At 32.2% G+C, this 18841-nt stretch carries 13 protein-coding genes; all 13 read right to left on the minus strand.

Annotated elements, in window-relative coordinates; translation table 11 throughout:
- Positions 1 to 3995: bacterial Ig-like domain-containing protein (locus KJS36_RS00510; protein WP_213533224.1), on the minus strand; the 3995-nt coding region annotated here is incomplete at its 3' end.
- A 631-nt stretch (positions 3996 to 4626) separates the two neighbouring features.
- On the minus strand, positions 4627 to 5727 hold the full coding sequence (gene wecB / locus KJS36_RS00515; protein WP_213533226.1) for a non-hydrolyzing UDP-N-acetylglucosamine 2-epimerase: 1101 nt from the start codon (positions 5725 to 5727) through the stop codon (positions 4627 to 4629).
- A 3-nt stretch (positions 5728 to 5730) separates the two neighbouring features.
- A complete protein-coding gene (locus tag KJS36_RS00520; RefSeq protein WP_213533228.1) occupies positions 5731 to 6945 on the minus strand; it encodes a nucleotide sugar dehydrogenase in 1215 nt (404 codons plus the stop codon).
- Between the two features lie 155 nt (positions 6946 to 7100).
- Positions 7101 to 8468 carry a lipopolysaccharide biosynthesis protein gene (locus KJS36_RS00525; protein WP_213533230.1) on the minus strand — a complete coding sequence of 456 codons (1368 nt, stop codon included), beginning with the start codon at positions 8466 to 8468 and terminating at the stop codon, positions 7101 to 7103.
- A gap of 696 nt (positions 8469 to 9164) precedes the next feature.
- A complete protein-coding gene (glf, locus tag KJS36_RS00530) occupies positions 9165 to 10295 on the minus strand; it encodes a UDP-galactopyranose mutase (RefSeq protein ID WP_213533232.1) in 1131 nt (376 codons plus the stop codon).
- A 75-nt stretch (positions 10296 to 10370) separates the two neighbouring features.
- Positions 10371 to 11906, minus strand: a complete 1536-nt coding sequence (locus tag KJS36_RS00535; protein ID WP_213533234.1) for a lipopolysaccharide biosynthesis protein — start codon at positions 11904 to 11906, stop codon at positions 10371 to 10373.
- 9 nt (positions 11907 to 11915) lie between these two features.
- Positions 11916 to 13076, minus strand: a complete 1161-nt coding sequence (locus KJS36_RS00540) for a glycosyltransferase (protein WP_213533236.1) — start codon at positions 13074 to 13076, stop codon at positions 11916 to 11918.
- Complete coding sequence (locus KJS36_RS00545; RefSeq protein WP_213533238.1) at positions 13073 to 14266, minus strand: hypothetical protein; 1194 nt, start codon at positions 14264 to 14266, stop codon at positions 13073 to 13075. The genes KJS36_RS00540 and KJS36_RS00545 overlap by 4 nt, the downstream gene beginning before the upstream one ends.
- A gap of 25 nt (positions 14267 to 14291) precedes the next feature.
- A complete protein-coding gene (locus KJS36_RS00550; protein ID WP_213533239.1) occupies positions 14292 to 15182 on the minus strand; it encodes a glycosyltransferase in 891 nt (296 codons plus the stop codon).
- Positions 15183 to 15223: 41 nt separating this feature from the next.
- Positions 15224 to 16081 carry a LicD family protein gene (locus KJS36_RS00555; RefSeq protein WP_213533240.1) on the minus strand — a complete coding sequence of 286 codons (858 nt, stop codon included), beginning with the start codon at positions 16079 to 16081 and terminating at the stop codon, positions 15224 to 15226.
- On the minus strand, positions 16081 to 16881 hold the full coding sequence (locus tag KJS36_RS00560; RefSeq protein WP_213533243.1) for a DUF4422 domain-containing protein: 801 nt from the start codon (positions 16879 to 16881) through the stop codon (positions 16081 to 16083). Before KJS36_RS00560 ends, KJS36_RS00555 begins: the two co-directional genes overlap by 1 nt.
- 65 nt (positions 16882 to 16946) lie before the next feature.
- Positions 16947 to 18113, minus strand: a complete 1167-nt coding sequence (gene cps2T, locus KJS36_RS00565) for a beta 1-4 rhamnosyltransferase Cps2T (protein WP_213533245.1) — start codon at positions 18111 to 18113, stop codon at positions 16947 to 16949.
- Positions 18110 to 18841, minus strand: a complete 732-nt coding sequence (locus KJS36_RS00570) for a sugar transferase (RefSeq protein WP_213533247.1) — start codon at positions 18839 to 18841, stop codon at positions 18110 to 18112. The genes cps2T and KJS36_RS00570 overlap by 4 nt, the downstream gene beginning before the upstream one ends.

Consider the following 18841-nt stretch of genomic DNA (forward strand, 5'->3'; position numbering starts at 1 on the left):
CCATCCAAATCTTTTCCTAATGGATTCGTATCAGCTTTATCGTTGATTCCATCACCATCAGTATCGGCTTTGGTTGGATCTGTTCCTTTAGTCGCTTCTTCCGCACCATTTAAACCATCGCCATCGGTATCTTGATCTAAAACAGTAATTTTTACAGTTGCTGTTATATTAGACAATGAAACTGGATCAACGTACGTAACTGTGGCAGTATATTCCCCAGGTGTATTTACATCAACTTTAGATAAATCAAATTGGACATTATCCAAATTACCTGCAGAACCATCAGCACTCGTGATTGTGTTTACAAGTTTAGTTGTATCGACACTTTCTCCTACATTAATTGTTTGATCATTTGTTATAAGTGCACTCTTATCGGGCATATACACATAAGTTAAATCATACCAACTAAATAATTCACCAGTACTTGATATTGAACCATCACGTAAGCCTTCGTTTTGATCTGCTATCATCTGAGAAATTGATGTATAACCCTTTTCTTGGGCTAATTCAGCTAAGGTCTCACCATATACCCCATTTGCATCAGATAATTGGATAGTTGATTGAGCTAGATTAACTACATAACCTTTGACCACAGCAGGCAATCTAAAATAATCCGTTTTATAATAACTATATTCAACCATATCAGCACTTAATTTATCGCCAGAGTCATTAACAAAATGGGTTATAAATTTCATGTCTGGATGAGTTGGATTTGGATCAACATCATCTGTTAAGCCATCGCCATCGGTATCAGCTTTGGTTGGATCTGTTCCTTTAGCTGCTTCTTGACTATCTGTCAGGCCATCGCCATCTAAGTCAGTTCCTAATGGGTTAGCATCATCTTTATCGTTGATTCCATCACCATCAGTATCGGCTTTGGTTGGATCCGTTCCTTTAGCTGCTTCTTGGCTATCTGTCAGACCATCACCATCTAAGTCTTTTCCTAATGGATTCGTATCAGCTTTATCGTTGATTCCATCACCATCAGTATCGGCTTTGGTTGGATCTGTTCCTTTAGTCGCTTCTTCCGCACCATTTAAACCATCGCCATCGGTATCTTGATCTAAAACAGTAATTTTTACAGTTGCTGTTATATTAGACAATGAAACTGGATCAACGTACGTAACTGTGGCAGTATATTCCCCAGGTGTATTTACATCAACTTTAGATAAATCAAATTGGACATTATCCAAATTACCTGCAGAACCATCAGCACTCGTGATTGTGTTTACAAGTTTAGTTGTATCGACACTTTCTCCTACATTAATTGTTTGATCATTTGTTATAAGTGCACTCTTATCGGGCATATACACATAAGTTAAATCATACCAACTAAATAATTCACCAGTACTTGATATTGAACCATCACGTAAGCCTTCGTTTTGATCTGCTATCATCTGAGAAATTGATGTATAACCCTTTTCTTGGGCTAATTCAGCTAAGGTCTCACCATATACCCCATTTGCATCAGATAATTGGATAGTTGATTGAGCTAGATTAACTACATAACCTTTGACCACAGCAGGCAATCTAAAATAATCCGTTTTATAATAACTATATTCAACCATATCAGCACTTAATTTATCGCCAGAGTCATTAACAAAATGGGTTATAAATTTCATGTCTGGATGAGTTGGATTTGGATCAACATCATCTGTTAAGCCATCGCCATCGGTATCAGCTTTGGTTGGATCTGTTCCTTTAGCTGCTTCTTGACTATCTGTCAGGCCATCGCCATCTAAGTCAGTTCCTAATGGGTTAGCATCATCTTTATCGTTGATTCCATCGCCATCAGTATCGGCTTTGGTTGGATCCGTTCCTTTAGCTGCTTCTTGGCTATCTGTCAGGCCATCATTATCAGTGTCATTTTCAACAATAGTCAAGGTACTTACAGCTGATAATGTTTTTCCTGTAGTTGGATCAGTATAAGAAATCGGTACATCATAAACACCCGGTGTATTAAAATCAACACCACTATAATCTACATCTACCTGATCAGCTACAACATGATTCCCATCGTGGTCAGCAATATAATAAATCATTTCAGATTTTGGATAAGTATCCGCCGTATATTGTCCTGCAACAATTGTTTTTTGATTATTATGAATTTCACTCTTATCTACAACAATAGTTAAAGTACTTACGGCTGATAATGCTTTCCCGGTAGTTGGATCAGTATAAGAAATCGGTACATCATAAACACCTGGTGTGTTAAAATCAACTTGACTATAATCTACATCTATCTGATCAGCTTCAACATGATTTCCATCGTGGTCAGCAATATAATAAATCATTTCAGATTTTGGATAAGTATCTGCCGTATATTGTCCTGCAACGATTGTTTTTTGATTATTATGAATTTCACTCTTATCTGCAACAACGGTTAAAGTACTTACGGCCAATACTGTCTTTCCTGTAGTTGGATCATTGTAAACTACTGGTACATTATAAACACCTGGTGTATTAAAATCAACACCACTATAATCTACATCAACATCTGAAGATGAATTGACATCAACGACATTGCCTTTTGAATCATGCGCATAATAAACCATTTCGGACTTTGGATAAGTCGCTGCTTTATACTGTCCTGCAATAATTGTTTTTTGATTTGAATAAATAGCACTTTGATCGTTTGCGGTTGAAGATACATCATCTTTATCTGTATTAATAGGTGTGATATCCGAGTCTTCATCATCCGGAATACCATCTTTATCTCTATCCAAAACCATTAATGTAACCACGTTACTAAACATCTCTTGATTTCCTGGGTCAAGATCTTTAACAATCCCCCCAAGTAGAGGGACTTGTCCAAGAATATTTGTTAACAACCCCTTCATGGAAATACCAGCTTGAATATAAACCGCATCCCCATCTTCAAAGCCATATTCTTCAGGATTAAATGGAATTTTATCAGCATTACCCGTAGGATCTGTATAGAACAAATTCCATGTTTTTTTAACAGGATCGTAGTAGTAGTAGTTAACCTCTACAGAACTTAAAATTTGTAATAATCCTTTATCATAGGTAGTTGAAATAGTTGCACTATCACCACTGCCTATTTCTGTATTATCAGGAATTGGATTTGCATGAGATGTCAAACCTAGAGATTCTAAACTAACCGTACCAAATGTAACTGCTCGCAGTCCTCCATCAATTACATCTAAAATATTAGTTGATGCCACCTGTCCTTCTGGTTTAGGAGATACATCTGTTTTATAGAGATGAAGCAGTGTTTGAACATCCGGTTTTCTTTTTTCATTTGCTTTTTTAGCAGTAGTTGTTGCTGTTGTTGCAGAAGTTGCTGATGATTCTTCACTTGTGGCTGTTGCTGCAGAAGTTGCTGATGATTCTTCACTTGTGGCTGTTGCTGCAGAAGTTGCTGATGATTCTTCACTTGCGGTCGTTGCCGCAGAAGTTGCTGATGATTCTTCACTTGCGGCCATTGCCGCAAAAGCTGCTGATGATTCTTCACTTACGACCGTTGCTGCAGAAGTTGTTGGTGATTCTTCACTTGCGGTCGTTGCCGCAGAAGTTGCTGGTGTTTCTTCACTTATGGCTATTGTTGTAGAATCTGCTGGGGTTAATATTGATGCTGAATAACTTTCTTTCCCCGCCTCATCCGTTATAGCAACAATCAATGAAACATTTGGTCCAACTTCAGCTGGAATTGCTACTGTGTATGCTCCAGTTTGATCTGTAGTTGTGGTTCCAACTATTGAACCATTCGTATCTTTAACTGTTACTTTAAAACCTGGTTGCCATATACCCGTTGCTGTATACCCATCCGTAACATTACCCGTCACTTTTGTTACACTTTGACTTGTTGATATCGAGGCAGTAGTACTACTTAAATTCTCCGATTGATTACTATTTGTATCTGCTTTACCAGTTAAACTAACTGAACCTAAAAGTGTGGTTGCAATAACTACCCCCGCAAATAGCCATTGCTTTCCTGATTTCCAAGTTCTAAAACCTTGAACTTTTTTCCCCATAATTAACTCCTAACTCCTTTTCTTCCAATGTTCGTTTCCAAAAAATCGTATTTCCCAGAAACAAACATATATATGTGCCATAAAAAATATGATTATTTCATACGACAATTTATTATATAATAATAAAACAAATAATACAAGAATATTGTAATCATTGTGCTTAATATTTTTATATTTTGTCTAATTTTAGAAAATACGAACCTTACCATTATATTTTGTGTTTATTTATTAACTTAACATAAAATTTATTACTTTAAAATACGGATTTTTCAATAATAAGTGGATGCCTATCTATTAATATCCACAGTAATTGATTGATATTTAGCCAAAGTGAATAAGTTAATACCAAATTCTGAAACAAACTTAATAATGTCTATTATTAGAAACAATTCGTATCATTTTTCTCAAGAAGTTAAAATAAAAGAAGAATAAATTTCTTCACCCTTCTTCCATTTTGGATTTCTTGATTCTAAGACAAAATTTTTCATAATTGCACCATTATAAATTAATTTATCTTGAAGGATTATAATCCCAATTTTCTAGTATCTATACCACAAAATTAAGAGTTATGAGATATTTCTATCAACAATTTTTAAATTACTTTTATGATTTAACCTCTGTATATTCTTACTCACAAAATTGATTTTAGTGCTTCAATTATTCGTTCACTAGCATACCCATCTCCATAAGGATTGGATGCTTTAGACATTTCTTCATATCTTTTTTTATCCTTTAATAATTCATCTACTGCAAGGAATACATCATTCTCAGAAGTCCCAACTAGCTTTAATGTTTTTGCTTCAACTCCCTCTGGACGCTCTGTTGTGTCTCTAAGAACTAAGACAGGCACTCCTAAAGAAGGCGCTTCTTCTTGTACTCCTCCTGAATCAGTCATAATTATATAACTTTTATTTGCGAAGTTTTGAAAATCTATCACATTCAAAGGTTCAATGATATGAATTCGTTCTGAATCTAGCAAGATATTTTTAGCGTTTTCACGAACGTGGGGATTTTTATGAATAGGAAACACTACTTCAACGTCATCATGAATTTCTATTAATTTATTGATTGCTCGAAATACATTTTGCATTGGCTTACCAATATTCTCTCGCCGATGCATTGTAACTAAAATAATCTTTTTATTGTCTAGTGTACTCAAAAAACTATTAGAATAAGTATCAGAAATAGTATATCTCATAGCATCAATCGACGTATTACCGGTAACGAATATATGTTTTGCCAAGTGATTCTCAGCTAATAGATTTTCTTTGCTTTTATTAGTTGGAGCAAAATATACATCTGCTAAAACATCTGTAAGTTGACGATTCATTTCTTCAGGAAAAGGTGAATTTTTATTCCAAGTTCTTAATCCTGCTTCTACATGGCCAATTTTTATCTGATGGTAGAACGCCGAAATTGAAGCTGCAATAGTAGTAGTAGTATCTCCATGAACCAAGACAATATCTGGTTTAACTTCGTTTAATATGGTATCAAGTTCTTCTAATATCCATCTTGTTATATCTGAAAGAGACTGGCCCTCTTTCATGATATTTAAATCGTAATCTGGAACAATATTGAAAATATCAAGCACTTGGTCTAACATTTGTCGATGTTGAGCTGTTACCACGACGATAGAGTCAAATTCTTCTTCCATTTCGATTGCTTTTATTAACGGAGCCATCTTTATAGCCTCTGGCCGCGTACCAAAAATTGTCATTATTTTCTTTTTCATAATTTAGAGTTTGTATGAGTTTTCTATAAAATTTTGTGTATCTAATAATAATTTGTTTTGTAACTTATTAATATTTTCTTTAATGTGAGAATGGTTTTGCATTATAACAATAACTTCAGATTCTTCTAAAAATTGATCAAAATCAAAAACCTGGCTGTCCACAATTTTTTTGGTTACCATTGGATCATATACACGAAATGGTGTTGAAAATTTCTCAGACATTTTTTCAAACATTTGTAACGTTGGGCTTTCACGTACATCATCAACATCTGATTTGTAAGTTAATCCATAAATCCCTATTTTATTTTTGTCTTTTATGCCATTTTCTTCCATAATTTCATGAATACGACTCAATACATGTTCTGGCATGCTTTCATTAATTTCTAAAGCCGTAGATATTAGGTTTGTTAATCTTGGATAGTCTCCAACTAAAAACCATGGATCTACGGGGATACAATGTCCGCCAACTCCTGGACCTGGATTTAAGATATTTACTCGCGGATGCATGTTAGCAATCTTTATAATTTCATAAACATCCATTTTTTCTTGATGCGCTAACTTAGTTAATTCATTTGCGAACGCAATATTAATAGCACGAAAGGTATTTTCGACCACTTTTGTCATTTCTGCTGTTCTAATTTCAGTTGTAGCAATTTCTCCTTCACAAAAGCTTGAATAAATATCTTTTACTTTTTGAGCTATCTTTAAATTATCTGCACCAATTGTTCGAGAATTTAAACGAAGTTCCTGAATCATTTGACCTGGTAAAATACGTTCTGGTGCGTGTGCTAGATGAACATCAATTCCAACCTTATATCCAGATTCTTCAATCATTGGACGCACATATTGATCAATAGTTCCTGGGGATACTGTTGATTCAATCACAATTATAGCTTCTTTTTTACAAACCTTTAAAACTTGCTTTATCGCTCCAATCACGTATGATGGATCAATTTTTTTATTTACTTTGTTATATGGGGTTGGAACACTTATGATGTAAAAATCACTTTCAGAATAACTCTCACTAAATTGAATTCCTTTTTCCAGAGCACTCTTAAAAAGAGATGTCAAGCCTTCCTCTTCAAAAGTTACTTTCCCGTTTCTAAGTGTCTCTATTACCTCTTTATTAATATCTGTACCAATAACTTCAACACCACTGTCTGCTAACATCAGAGCTGTTGGTAATCCAATATATCCTAGTCCTACTACATTAATCATTTTACTCTCTTTTCTTTTTCCAATAAACACTATTACTCCAAATTCATATTTTATATACTAAGGTGGAGTATGAATCTTCAACAAACTATACCTATTCAAATTATAAATTACTCCTTCTTTTTAATTTATATTGTATTCTATTCGCTATGCCGTATTTATTCTCTTATTCTACGGAGATATCGTATTAAAAATAAAGTCATCGCTAATATAATACATATGTTTAAAAATATAGGTCTTAAATAAATATATTCATTTAGTGAAACAAAAAAATAACCTAAAATTAAAAACATATGCCCCAGCCAATTAACCTGAATTTTTACCCATTTTGCAGTTTGTTTTAACCGGATACTAGATACAACTAAGAAGCCTAGAGCTCCAGAAATCGCTGCTCCTTGTACACCAATTACTGGAATCAGTACACAACTCATAACTATATTCACAACAGTTCCCCAAATAGTTGTTGTAAATAATCCTTTAGTTTCCTTAGCTACAAGGTATGTAGTTCCAAGAAAACCTGAGATATTAGATAGCATTGCTGTCATCAAAAGTATAGGAATAAATTTCCATGCTTCGTAGTATGAAGGTGCCACATAATAATGCATGAAAATTTTGACTACACTTATAATCAGAGTTGAAACATAAATCATTAAAGCAACAACAACATTAAATGTAATTGAATAAATTTTTTCAACATCTTTTTCTTTTGCTGTCTTAACAGAAGATATTTGCCATGCGTTTTGAAACAAACTAAATAGAGTAAACATCATGGAGGGGAGTTTATTTGCTATTGCATATAACCCATTTCCTGCTGGACCAATAAAGATTAAAATAATGATTCGACTTATATCATTCGTCATCCACCATGTAAAAGAATTTGGAATCATTGGCATGCTAAAGCGAAGCATTTCAAAAATTTTTTTTCGAGAAATTAAATTTTTATCCCAATAATGAAAGCCATTTCCGAAGATAACTAAAAAAAGAACCGTGGTATAATTAGAAATAATTAAAGAAAGTAAATAGCCCGTTAATCCGAATTTAAATACAATCATCAGTAATATGTTTAGAATAGCATTAGCAACTGCTCCAACCACACCTGAAAATGCATAAAGTCGGATTTTATCTGTCCCACGAAAAAAATTTTGAAAAAAGTTTAGTAAAACAACTCCGCTAATATTAAAGGCAACCGCCCAAGCATATTTCACCTGAAATAGAAAAATAAACACCCCAATAATTATAGAGCTAGCAGCTCCAATCATCGTCACGAATAAACCATTAGAAAAAACTTCTTCCTTTATGCTACTTTCACTTAAGGACCAACGAAAAACAGCAGTGAAGATATTTAATGATACGATAGGTAGCAACATACTAACTGTTGTATTTATCACATCTGAAATACCAAATGCAGTTGTAGATAAGATTGAAGTATAGATAGGAATCATGAAAAAAGAAACAAGCAAAGCTGAACCATTTCCTATAGCAAATATAAATGTATTCCCTACTAAACTTTTAAATATTTTATTCATATTAATTCTTCTCACATTCGTTACTAATAACTCAAGTACGTTTTCTAAATTTATTGATTTAAAATCACAAAAATCCCTGTAGGCTACATAACAAGTATATTTATTCCACATTGTGAATTATTGCTGAAATCATAAAAATAATTCTATCATAAAAAAACAATAAAGTGGTTTATAAAATATTTATTATAAAAAATAATTACTACATTTTATCAATAATTAAAAGCTCTTTTCTCAATCTCATCTCTAACAAAAAAGCAGAATATTATTTAAAATATTCTGCTTTTAAAGCTTTATCTATATCTTAAACTTAACCAAGAATAATAAGGAAAGAGAAACTCATTCCCCAAATTTACTCCTCCTTCCTTTTATTCTATATCTAATTCAAAATTTATATAAAGCTAGATATCAAGTTATGGTTTTACGTATTAATATTTTTATAATTACTTAAACATATTATTTACAAAATCATGTTTAAAATTTTTAAGAGAAATTGCAAGTAAAAAATAGATATAGTCTAACATTATGTAAGTTTTTAAACTTTGAGGGGTGCAACTCACTTATCACTTGACTCTCTTTTTTCACATTACTTAATCAAAAGCAATTGATATGAACTGTTTAATATAAAATTTTTAATTAATTTCAACTTATTGATATGATAAAAATCATGAATAGTGGCTATTTATGATTTTTATCTTTTTATTCTTTAAATTCTTTTTCGATAGCTTTTAATGCTGCGCTAAATACTTGATCCATATCATAATATTGATAATTTCCAAGCCTTCCACCAAAAATAACATTATTGACTTTATGTGCTTCTGATTTATATTTTTTAAATAACTCTGAATTTTTGGCATCATTGACAGGATAATAAGCCTCTTTTGATTTGTTCCAATCTTGAGGATATTCCTTGGTCAAGATGGTAAAGCCATCATCTGCTTTTTTATCAAAATGTCGCCACTCCATCACGCGCGTAAATGGGGTTTCGGCATCTGTATAGTTAATCACTGCATTTCCTTGCTCATTGTTATTTTCAAAAGTTTCAGACTCAAATCTGACTGAGCGATATTCTAATTCTCCAAATTGATAGTCAAAGAACTGGTCAATCATCCCTGTGTAGATCACTCGTGGAAATTCTTTTAAATAGGTTTCTTTGTCTTCAAAGAAATCTGTATTTAACTGAACATCAATCAAATCCGATGCTAACATTTTGTCAAAAATTGCTGTGTAGCCATCAATGGGAACTCCTTGATAGCGATGATTGAAATAATTATTGTCAAAAGTATAACGTACGGGCAGGCGACGAATGATGAAAGCAGGGAGTTCCGTTGCTTTGCGCCCCCATTGTTTCTCTGTGTAACCTTTGATGAGTTTGCTGTAAATGTCCGTCCCAATCAATGAAATCGCTTGTTCTTCCAGATTTTTCGGTGCGCCTGAAATCCCTGCAGCAGCTTTTTGTTCGGCAATTTTTGCAGCGGCTTCTGCTGGTGTTTTCACCCCCCACATCTGATAAAAAGTGTTCATATTGAAAGGCAGATTATAGAGTTCTCCTTTGTAATTGGCAACGACTTGATTGATATAACCATTGAACTCCGTGAATTGATTGACATAGTCCCAGACTTCTTTGTTATCCGTGTGGAAGATATGTGCGCCGTAGTCATGGACATTAATACCATTTTCCTTGTGCGTGTACATATTCCCACCAATGTGTGCGCGCTTCTCAATAATCAGTGAACGCTTCCCACGTTTAGCAGCTTCGTGAGCAAAGATAGAACCATAAGGACCGCTACCAACAATGAGATAATCATAATTCTGAGTGTTCAATTTCATATTAAAATTTTCTACTTTCTATAAATTTTACTAATTTAATGTTTCTAAAAAATTATTTCCTAGCTTCCTTAATTCTTATCGTTGACGTTTAATTCGACTTTTAACAAATTGATACTCATCAGGGAACACTATTGAAAAAACTGCATAGTTTGATGCACACAAGAGCAAAAATATGATAATAAGGATTGGGAAAGCAAACAGAACACTGATATTACTCAACAAGATGTTAGATATAAAAATCCCCAAAATCGTCGTCCATATCAAAAAAATTAGCGTGATAAAATATTGAATAAAATATCTTGAAAGTTTGATGCGGGACAGGGCATTTAATTTTAAAATTAAAATCTCCCAGATGAGATTTAGGGTTAAGTTGGTAAACATTGTACCAATAAGCACACCAATCACACCTAAATTTGTATATTTAATCAATAAGATAGATGACACAATATTGAGTGCGGCTTCTAAAATCGACTTATACCTTTGTTGCCAAAAAAGACCGTAGGCTGTTTCAAAGGCAATTATTGCTTGTCTAAATTGATTCACTCCAAAACTGACAATTAAACAGACAACAATTCCAAAATCTAAAATAAATTGTTTTCCAACCCAAACTTGAATAAATAATGCTGAAAATACTGCAAAACCACAACAAGCAAAAATCACGATTAAATAATTCATTCCTGTCACTTGATAAAATAATTTTGTTTCTTGCTTGCTACTTGAATATTTATTAGAAAATCTAAAATTGCCAATAGATGGAGTAAGTGCCGTAATTAGCTGATTAAGCACTACAGTTAGTCCAGTCACAATCATCACATAGTTAGAATATTTTCCTAAGATAGTTAATCCAAGAAAAGCTGATATCACAATATTATCTGTACTTGTGAGAACAATCCCACCAACTTTGGCAGAAATCATTCCTGTTATAGACTTTCTTAGTTCATGATGTGTTTTCTTATCAAGTTTTTCCACTAATTTTTTCTTGAATAACTCTGGATATCGTTTATTGATACGGTGATTTATAGTAAAGTTAGATAACACTACAAATACAACTTGAATGATAAGATAAAGTAAATAATTTTGCCAGAAAACTAGGACAACAATCTGCAGGATTGCAATGATACTTTGAAAAATTAAATTATTCACTTGATTTAAATAATCATTTTGGTCAGCGGTTAAAATAATTCGTTTATAAGTAATTAAATAAGTTACTGCTGATGATAGTGAATACAAGAAAAAATAAAGCCATAATTGAAAGTCAGTAAATATTGAACCTCCATGAATAAAAGTAGGAATAAAAAATCCAACCGTTGCAGCGGCTAAAGTAATGATAATAGCAACAGCATTCAAAAATTTACGATAAAAGTGTAGATAAGCACGAATTAATTTTTTATTTCCTCTTTGTAGAGGCTCATATAAAGAAGCAGTAACTGCAACACCTATACCCAGCTCAGCAAATGATAATATACCTAAAATGTTAGAAAATAATGAATTAAGCCCAACATAATCCGTTCCTAATTGAAGAATAAAAAAACGTCTTACTACAAAAGAGAGAATAAGGACAATAACATTATTGATAATTGAAAAGCCAACATTCTTTGACACATTTCGCATTTTTTGTCCTCAATTATTTTTTTCTAATTCTTGCTCAAGAAGTTTTTTTAGATTTGTAGTTGTTGTTTTTGAAGAAAATTTTGAAATATAAGATTTTCTATTTTGATTGATATATGTTACAAGCGTTTCCCAATTTTGTGATATATTTTCAAGTGTCTTTGATAAATCTTGAGGATTTTTTAACTCAAAAAGATAGCCATTCTTTTCATTTTCAATAAGTTCTGGACTTGCTCCAGTGTTTGTTCCAATGACAATCCGACCTGAACACATAGCTTCAGCGACTACTCTTCCAAATGCTTCTGTCCTAGCAGAGATAACCACATGAGAATTTTTATAAATTTCTTCTAAATTTTCTGCAAAGGAATGAAAAGTAACAACATCAGATATATCAAGTTTTTCTGCCAATTCTGAGTAAAATTTGATATTTTCTTGATATCCAGAGCCAAAGACATTTAAACAAAGCTTTCTATCCTTTTCTTTCAGGATTTTTATTGCTTCTAGTACATCCAAAAGTCGCTTAGATTCCTCATATCCTCCAAGAAAAGTAAGCTTTAATGTTTCAGGGGTTACTTGCTCCAGTGATGAGATTTCTGCGTAATTTTCACTTTCTATCCCATCATTAATTTTATGAAACTTAGCAGTATTTCCGATAAACTTTAAATAATATTCTTTTACAGATTCTGAAATTGGAATAAGTGTTGCTTTTCTCATCGAATGTGCGACAAACTTTGGAAAATCAAAGCTAACATTTTGATCTTCACTACTATACTCTCTTAAATGCCACAAAAGTGGTAATTTCAAATAGTGTGCTGCTATAGCTCCAACATTAGTTGCTGATATATTGATATAAACGAGAGAAAACTTTTCTTTTCTGTGAAGTTTTATAATATTGAAATCTGCTCTAAGATTATAAATCATTTTTATGAGTCGATTAAAAACTCTCAATTTTCCAGTTCTATCTCGTCGATGTGTCCAAGTGCGGCTTTTGATTACTACAAAAGGAATAGATAATTGTTGAAGTTTTTCAGTGAAAGCTCCTGCTCGTGGAACGACAACTAAAAAATCAAAATTTTCTCTTAATCTTAAAATATTTTCAATTAAGGCTAAATTAGAGCCTCCTTCTTTTGAAGGAACTCCACTGATAACCAAAATCTTTGCTTTCTTATTCATTTTTTACCGTCCGTGTCTGTCCGTAATTGTAATAAGTTCATTCTTTCTTTTTTTGAAAACTGATAATATCCTAAAATTATCAAAAATATATTCACATAAATCATTGCTGATTGGTCTTCTGGAAATGCCATGACAGAAAAAGCTATAAAGGATGAAAAATATAATTTTTCTTTTAGATTCATCCCTTCTCTTAGTACAACTATGAGAGAGATTATAAATAATACCAAAGCAAACCTGCCAAAATACATTGTCAAGTAGATATACGCGCCGTCAAGTATTCCATTTCCATAAGTTGCTAGGCCAACTGTTGTAGAAGTCATTACATTCGTTCCAAAGTTTTTGATTGGAAAATTTTGCAGATAATAAGTCCACAAGGCTGGTCTTGACTGGACATGACCATTGATAAAGTTAAATATAGGTGTTCCTAACTGTGTTGTTATCCAAAAAGCGAAACTTGTCAGAATAATGGGAAGAAAGGCGGTCAAAGAAAGTATTTTATACCAAGCTTTATTTTCTATAATTTTCATCACAAGGTAACTTATGATGAAAATTATTCCTCCCATCGTAGCCGTACCAGCTCCGATTATTACTGAAAATATAATCGCCACAACAAGAAAAATAAAGTTATTCCTTTGTTTCTTCATCAAATTTATAACTATAGCTTCAATTCCTAAAACTACTAAAAGCATTCCAAACATATTTGGATGGTTAAAACCATAAAAATAAACTGTATTTTGATAATTTGAGAATAAGACTGAACTTGCTTCTCCTGAACGTGGTAACATTCCTACTAAACTCATTCCGATAATCGCTATCATAGCAGTAACAAGAGCGAAGAAATGGAGTTTAATTAGTCGCTTCAATCTCATGCCATATGCAGAAACACCGTATAAAATAAAAAGCCATACAATAATATTTGAATTTAATTGTTTAATAAAATAATAATTAATGAAAATAGCTAGTAAAAAAAGAGAGGCTACGATAAATTGTCTTAAGGTTCGTATGGCAAAAAATCCAAGAATGAAAATGAACAATGCGATATACATAATTGTATGAGACTTTGCGCTAAGATATGTATAAAAAGTTGAAAAAGAGCTGATACTAATGATACTTAATAAATTAAATAGGAAAAAGAGTGATAGGACTATCTTTCCTAAAATACTTTGGCTTTGGTTCTTCTCGTTTATCATGAACTCCTCCTTTCAATATTTTAATTCACATATATTTTTTTCGTATAATATCTAATGTTTTTCTATCATGATAGCCTTTATACATAGCTTGTAGTTTTTTTAATTTATTTTTTTCTCCTAAAATCATCTTTATTACGCGTTTCTTTTCAAAATTAAAGAATGATTTAAATCTTGTACTAGAATGAGGAGATAAAAGCAAATCATGATGCCTTTTTATCAAGATTGGGAAATTTCTATAGGTATAATAATATCTAATTGGCGAATGGTTTGTTGGATGAAATGTACGTCCCATTAGTTTTTTTTCAATTTTATCTCCGACAGTTTGGTACAAAAAAGTATTTTTTAATCCAATCATTTTTTTATTATATTTAATGATTTCTAAAAAGAAATCAAAATCTACACCATCAATAAAAAGACTTTCATCCATCCCTCCCACCAAGTAATAGTCTTCAATCTTAATAAATGCTCCTGATTGGATTGGAATATAAAAATAATCATCTGGATTTTGAATTTCTTTTATTCTCGCATCTATGATTTTTTTATTCAATTCATCCGATTGATTTCTATCGGTTACCATGGGGAAATATACAGCAACTTCATCATTGAGATTTCTAGCTTTTATCTCTTCAAAATAGTTCTCCGCCATGATAGAATCTTGGTCTAAGGTTAAAACCCAATCACAGTCGGTATGTTTGATAAGATATTTTACACCGTCATTAAGTGCTTTTGCAATACCGACATTTTCATTTTCCTCTACACAAAAAGCAGATGAAAGTTTGTTCATCAATTCTTTTTTATTTTTTGAAGCATTATCAACAATCACAGTTTCAACATTGTTGCTAATAAGAAATTTGACGGTATTTGCTATGAGGTCAATATCTGGATTGTAGGTTACTATTACTGCTCCTATTTTCATTACTTCTCCTATTATTTTTTGCTATCATTTTTTCTTCTGAATTAAAATCTTAAATCTGAATTTTTTCCTAAAATAATTATATGCCATTCTTCTAAAAATTCTTCTTTTGTATAAGTTCTGTAGCCTCCATACAAATCGTTGATATAGTCCTCTGGGTGTTCTGGAATTCGGACTTCTATATTAGAAAATTGTGCATTTTTTCCTTTTCCCCAATCTTTACTAGGAACGAGTTCTTTCATGCCATATCTGCCCAATAAAGTCCCGCTTTGCTCACTTGATTCAATATCAAATTTTGCAATATAATTATCTAATTTTTTTAAGAAAAATTGCTTGTCTTTTTTTACAAATAGGGCTAAAGTAATCGCAATGAGATGCTGTAGCTGATAAATGACTTTTGATTTTTTATTAGGGTTAATCATAACCATTGAATAAGCATAGAGTTTTGCTAATAGGGTGAATTTTATTTTAAAAATTTTTTTCTCAAAATTTCCTGTAGGAGAACCATCAATCGGGGCAATATCTATAAAAGGATGTGATATTTCATTATCATTTTCTAGGAGTGAAGTGACATTGTAATTCAGATTAAATGCCTTGATTGCCGGATACTTGAAATCACTATCTCTTGAATAATGATTAGAAAAAGTATCTTTTCCAAAAATTTGTGGTTCTTTCTTGAGAATTTCTACTAATCTTGTATAATCTTTTCTTGGAATGCCTAAATCAACATCATCGTCATATGGAAGAAAATTCTGATAGTAGATACTTCCCAAAACAGAACCACCTGTTAAAAAATAATGAATATCATTAGCTTGAAAAAAATCAATAATTTTTCTTAATAGCAATGCTTGACTTTCTTGAAGTTCAGGTAATAACTCTAAGCCATAGTCTGTTTCTTTCATTACTTTTGAACTCCATGTGCTATCCGTTTTGCTTTATCCACTGCTTTTTGAGTTCTCATTACTCTTTGTTCTACAAATCTATTTACTCGATTGTGTTTAGAATTCGGATGATTGGTCTGCAAGGTTTCAAGTTCTATTGTTTCTATGTGATTAGCTTCTATCCAAACATCTAATAAACGTTCTGATAAATAGCCAAATACTCGTTGTTGAAAAGGAGGACGTTTTTTTACTTCTTCCATATCAATATCACAATTCATTAAAATCTGAAAAAGCCACTCACAATAATTGTCATAGTTTTCTCGTTGCGCAATCATCATATTCATTGGATGAAAAGAGTGAGAATCCATGATATGTTCAAAAGAAGGGAGATAAGTTGGGAAAAATTCTGAAATATATTTTTTTACAGCCACTAAATCTCTGCCAAAATGGTATTTTTCATAGCTTTCTTGGACATTCATTCTTTTTAAATTTTTTGTATAGCGTTGTCCAACAATCATCTTATCTTTTTGAGCGAGAATTTGTTTTATCTCTTCATCGTTTAAAAGATGATTTTTAACTATAAAATATCTTCTATAATGTACGAGTCCTTTAATATCGCTGGTGTCATTTTTCCAAAGCCAATATAATGCTGTTAATTCTGAATAGTAGGGGTTTTTTTCAGCTATATTATCATCTGCATTGTCTGTTAATCCGTGATATTTTTCTGCTAAATCATTTGCATTTTTTCCTACGAAAAAAGGAATATAATTTTTTAACTTTGGGAACTCTGCTTCTTTATGGCTGACTACTGCAATTTTCATATCTTTTTTTACTCTTCTCCACAACACTTTTTATATTTCTTCAAGGTGGTGAACTTGTCTATTTTTCATTTCGTGTTATTAAATACTTTTTCGTATTCATTTACAATGTATTCCCAAGAAAAATATTGTGAAATTCTGTTTTTTGCTTTTTCTCCGAAGTCGTTATAATCTGCTGGGAACTTTTCAATCTTATTGATAAGATTGGCTAAATTTTTCTCAGTTTTTTCCCAATACAACGCTCCGTCTTCGGCCACTTCTTGGTTGAAACCGACATTTAGTAAGAGATTGAGTTTTGTTGAACTTAATGCTTCAACTAGACTTGGATTGGTTCCTCCGACTTCATGTCCATGAAAATAAGCAAAGGCATTTTCTCTGATTTTTTTAATGAGTTCTTTATCATAAACTGTTCCGACAAATTTTATTCTTTTATCTTTATGAAATCCTGTTTTTTCCCTCAGTTCTCCATAAAATTTATTTTTTTCGATATTCGTAATAAGAACAAAATCTTTTTTAGAATTTGAAGCCATAAATTCTCGAAGCATAGTTTCATAATTGTTTTCCGGAACAAAACGTCCGATTACTAGATAGTATTCATTTGTTTTTACTTCTTTCTCCTTGTACCAGCTGAGAAGTTTTTCGTCGTCATTTTCAAGTTGACTGAGGCTTAAATCTGCTCCATAGGCAATATAAGTTGTCTTTGGTTGATACTTTGTATATGAATTTTGGATATATTTCTCAATATTTTTACTATCACAAATCAATAAATCTGCGTGTTTTACCATGTATTGCTCGGATATTTTCCAATATTTTTTGACTGGTGCGCTCCATTTTGCTCGAAGCCATTCGTGTCCATCTGGATTTACCAGTAGAGTAATTCCTAATTGCTTCATTTGCTTTTTATACGTCCCAATAAATGGTCCAATACGGCAGGCTAAAATATAAATAATTGCATTTTGATAGTGATTTTTCTTAATATTGTTGATTGAATATTTTAGGGCTGCTAAGTCGTAATAAATAGCATTTGCAGGTCCTATCTTTTTCTTTACAATGTTAAAACATTCTGCATCGTTATAAATAAAATTATCTTTTGCTTGTTCTGATAGGCAAGCAATGTGATACTTGAGTGTTTTATTTATTTGATGACCGGTTAATTCTTCAACAAATGTTTCGAAACCGCCGTATTTTGCAGGTATGCCTTTTGAACCTATGATGTATATATGTTTTTCTTTCACTCTGTTTCTTCATCTCCCTCATACATATCTGCACCATTAATAGCTTGAGCTACCGTTCTAAAAATAGTAAGAAAATCAAAACCGAGACTATGAACATTGAGATATTTTAATTCTAGGTCACATCTTTCAGGAAAATAAACTTTACTTCTACCGTGAGTTGTCCAGTATCCTGTAATACCCGGCTTGCAAATAAGGAGATACGGAAGTTTACTTCCGTATTCTTGCTCTTCGAAGAGCAAGATTGGGCGCGGTCCAACTAAACTCATGTCTCCCTTTAAAACATTAAAAAACTGGGGAAATTCGTCTATTGAATGGTTGCGGATAATGGATCCGATTTTTGTAAATCTTGGGTCATTTTTTAATTTATTGCCATGTGCTTGGTATTCTTCGTAAACATCGGGATGTGTTTCAAAGTATTCTTCTGCATTTACAATCATTGTTCTGAATTTTAAAATATAGAAGATTTCTCCATGTTTTCCGTAACGTTTTTGTTTGAAAATCATTGGTCCTTTGTCTTTTTTGGGACTTAACTTATAAAAGGGAAAGAGGATAATCATGATGAGCAGAAAAAGCAAACTTCCCATAAGTCCTCCTAAAATATCAATCAGTCTTTTGATAATGATTTCTGTCACTGTCCATCTTTTTATTTTTACCAATCCTTCGGCTATCAAGCTTTCGGTATAGTCATCACGGAATAAGGTTCTTTTTGCTTTTTCATTTTCTTTCAT

The sequence above is a fragment of the Lactococcus nasutitermitis genome, assembly GCF_018403765.1.
GTDB lineage: Bacteria > Bacillota > Bacilli > Lactobacillales > Streptococcaceae > Lactococcus > Lactococcus nasutitermitis.

What these genes read in the sequence shown, in the direction of transcription:
- glf (WP_213533232.1), bottom strand. Translation starts at nt 10,295, where the DNA reads ATGAAATTGAACACTCAGAATTATGATTATCTCATTGTTGGTAGCGGT.
- KJS36_RS00520 (WP_213533228.1), bottom strand. Translation starts at nt 6,945, where the DNA reads ATGATTAATGTAGTAGGACTAGGATATATTGGATTACCAACAGCTCTG.
- KJS36_RS00555 (WP_213533240.1), bottom strand. Translation starts at nt 16,081, where the DNA reads ATGAAAGAAACAGACTATGGCTTAGAGTTATTACCTGAACTTCAAGAA.
- KJS36_RS00550 (WP_213533239.1), bottom strand. Translation starts at nt 15,182, where the DNA reads ATGAAAATAGGAGCAGTAATAGTAACCTACAATCCAGATATTGACCTC.
- KJS36_RS00570 (WP_213533247.1), bottom strand. Translation starts at nt 18,841, where the DNA reads ATGAAAGAAAATGAAAAAGCAAAAAGAACCTTATTCCGTGATGACTAT.
- KJS36_RS00525 (WP_213533230.1), bottom strand. Translation starts at nt 8,468, where the DNA reads ATGAATAAAATATTTAAAAGTTTAGTAGGGAATACATTTATATTTGCT.
- wecB (WP_213533226.1), bottom strand. Translation starts at nt 5,727, where the DNA reads ATGAAAAAGAAAATAATGACAATTTTTGGTACGCGGCCAGAGGCTATA.
- KJS36_RS00540 (WP_213533236.1), bottom strand. Translation starts at nt 13,076, where the DNA reads ATGAATAAGAAAGCAAAGATTTTGGTTATCAGTGGAGTTCCTTCAAAA.
- KJS36_RS00545 (WP_213533238.1), bottom strand. Translation starts at nt 14,266, where the DNA reads ATGATAAACGAGAAGAACCAAAGCCAAAGTATTTTAGGAAAGATAGTC.
- KJS36_RS00560 (WP_213533243.1), bottom strand. Translation starts at nt 16,881, where the DNA reads ATGAAAATTGCAGTAGTCAGCCATAAAGAAGCAGAGTTCCCAAAGTTA.
- KJS36_RS00535 (WP_213533234.1), bottom strand. Translation starts at nt 11,906, where the DNA reads ATGCGAAATGTGTCAAAGAATGTTGGCTTTTCAATTATCAATAATGTT.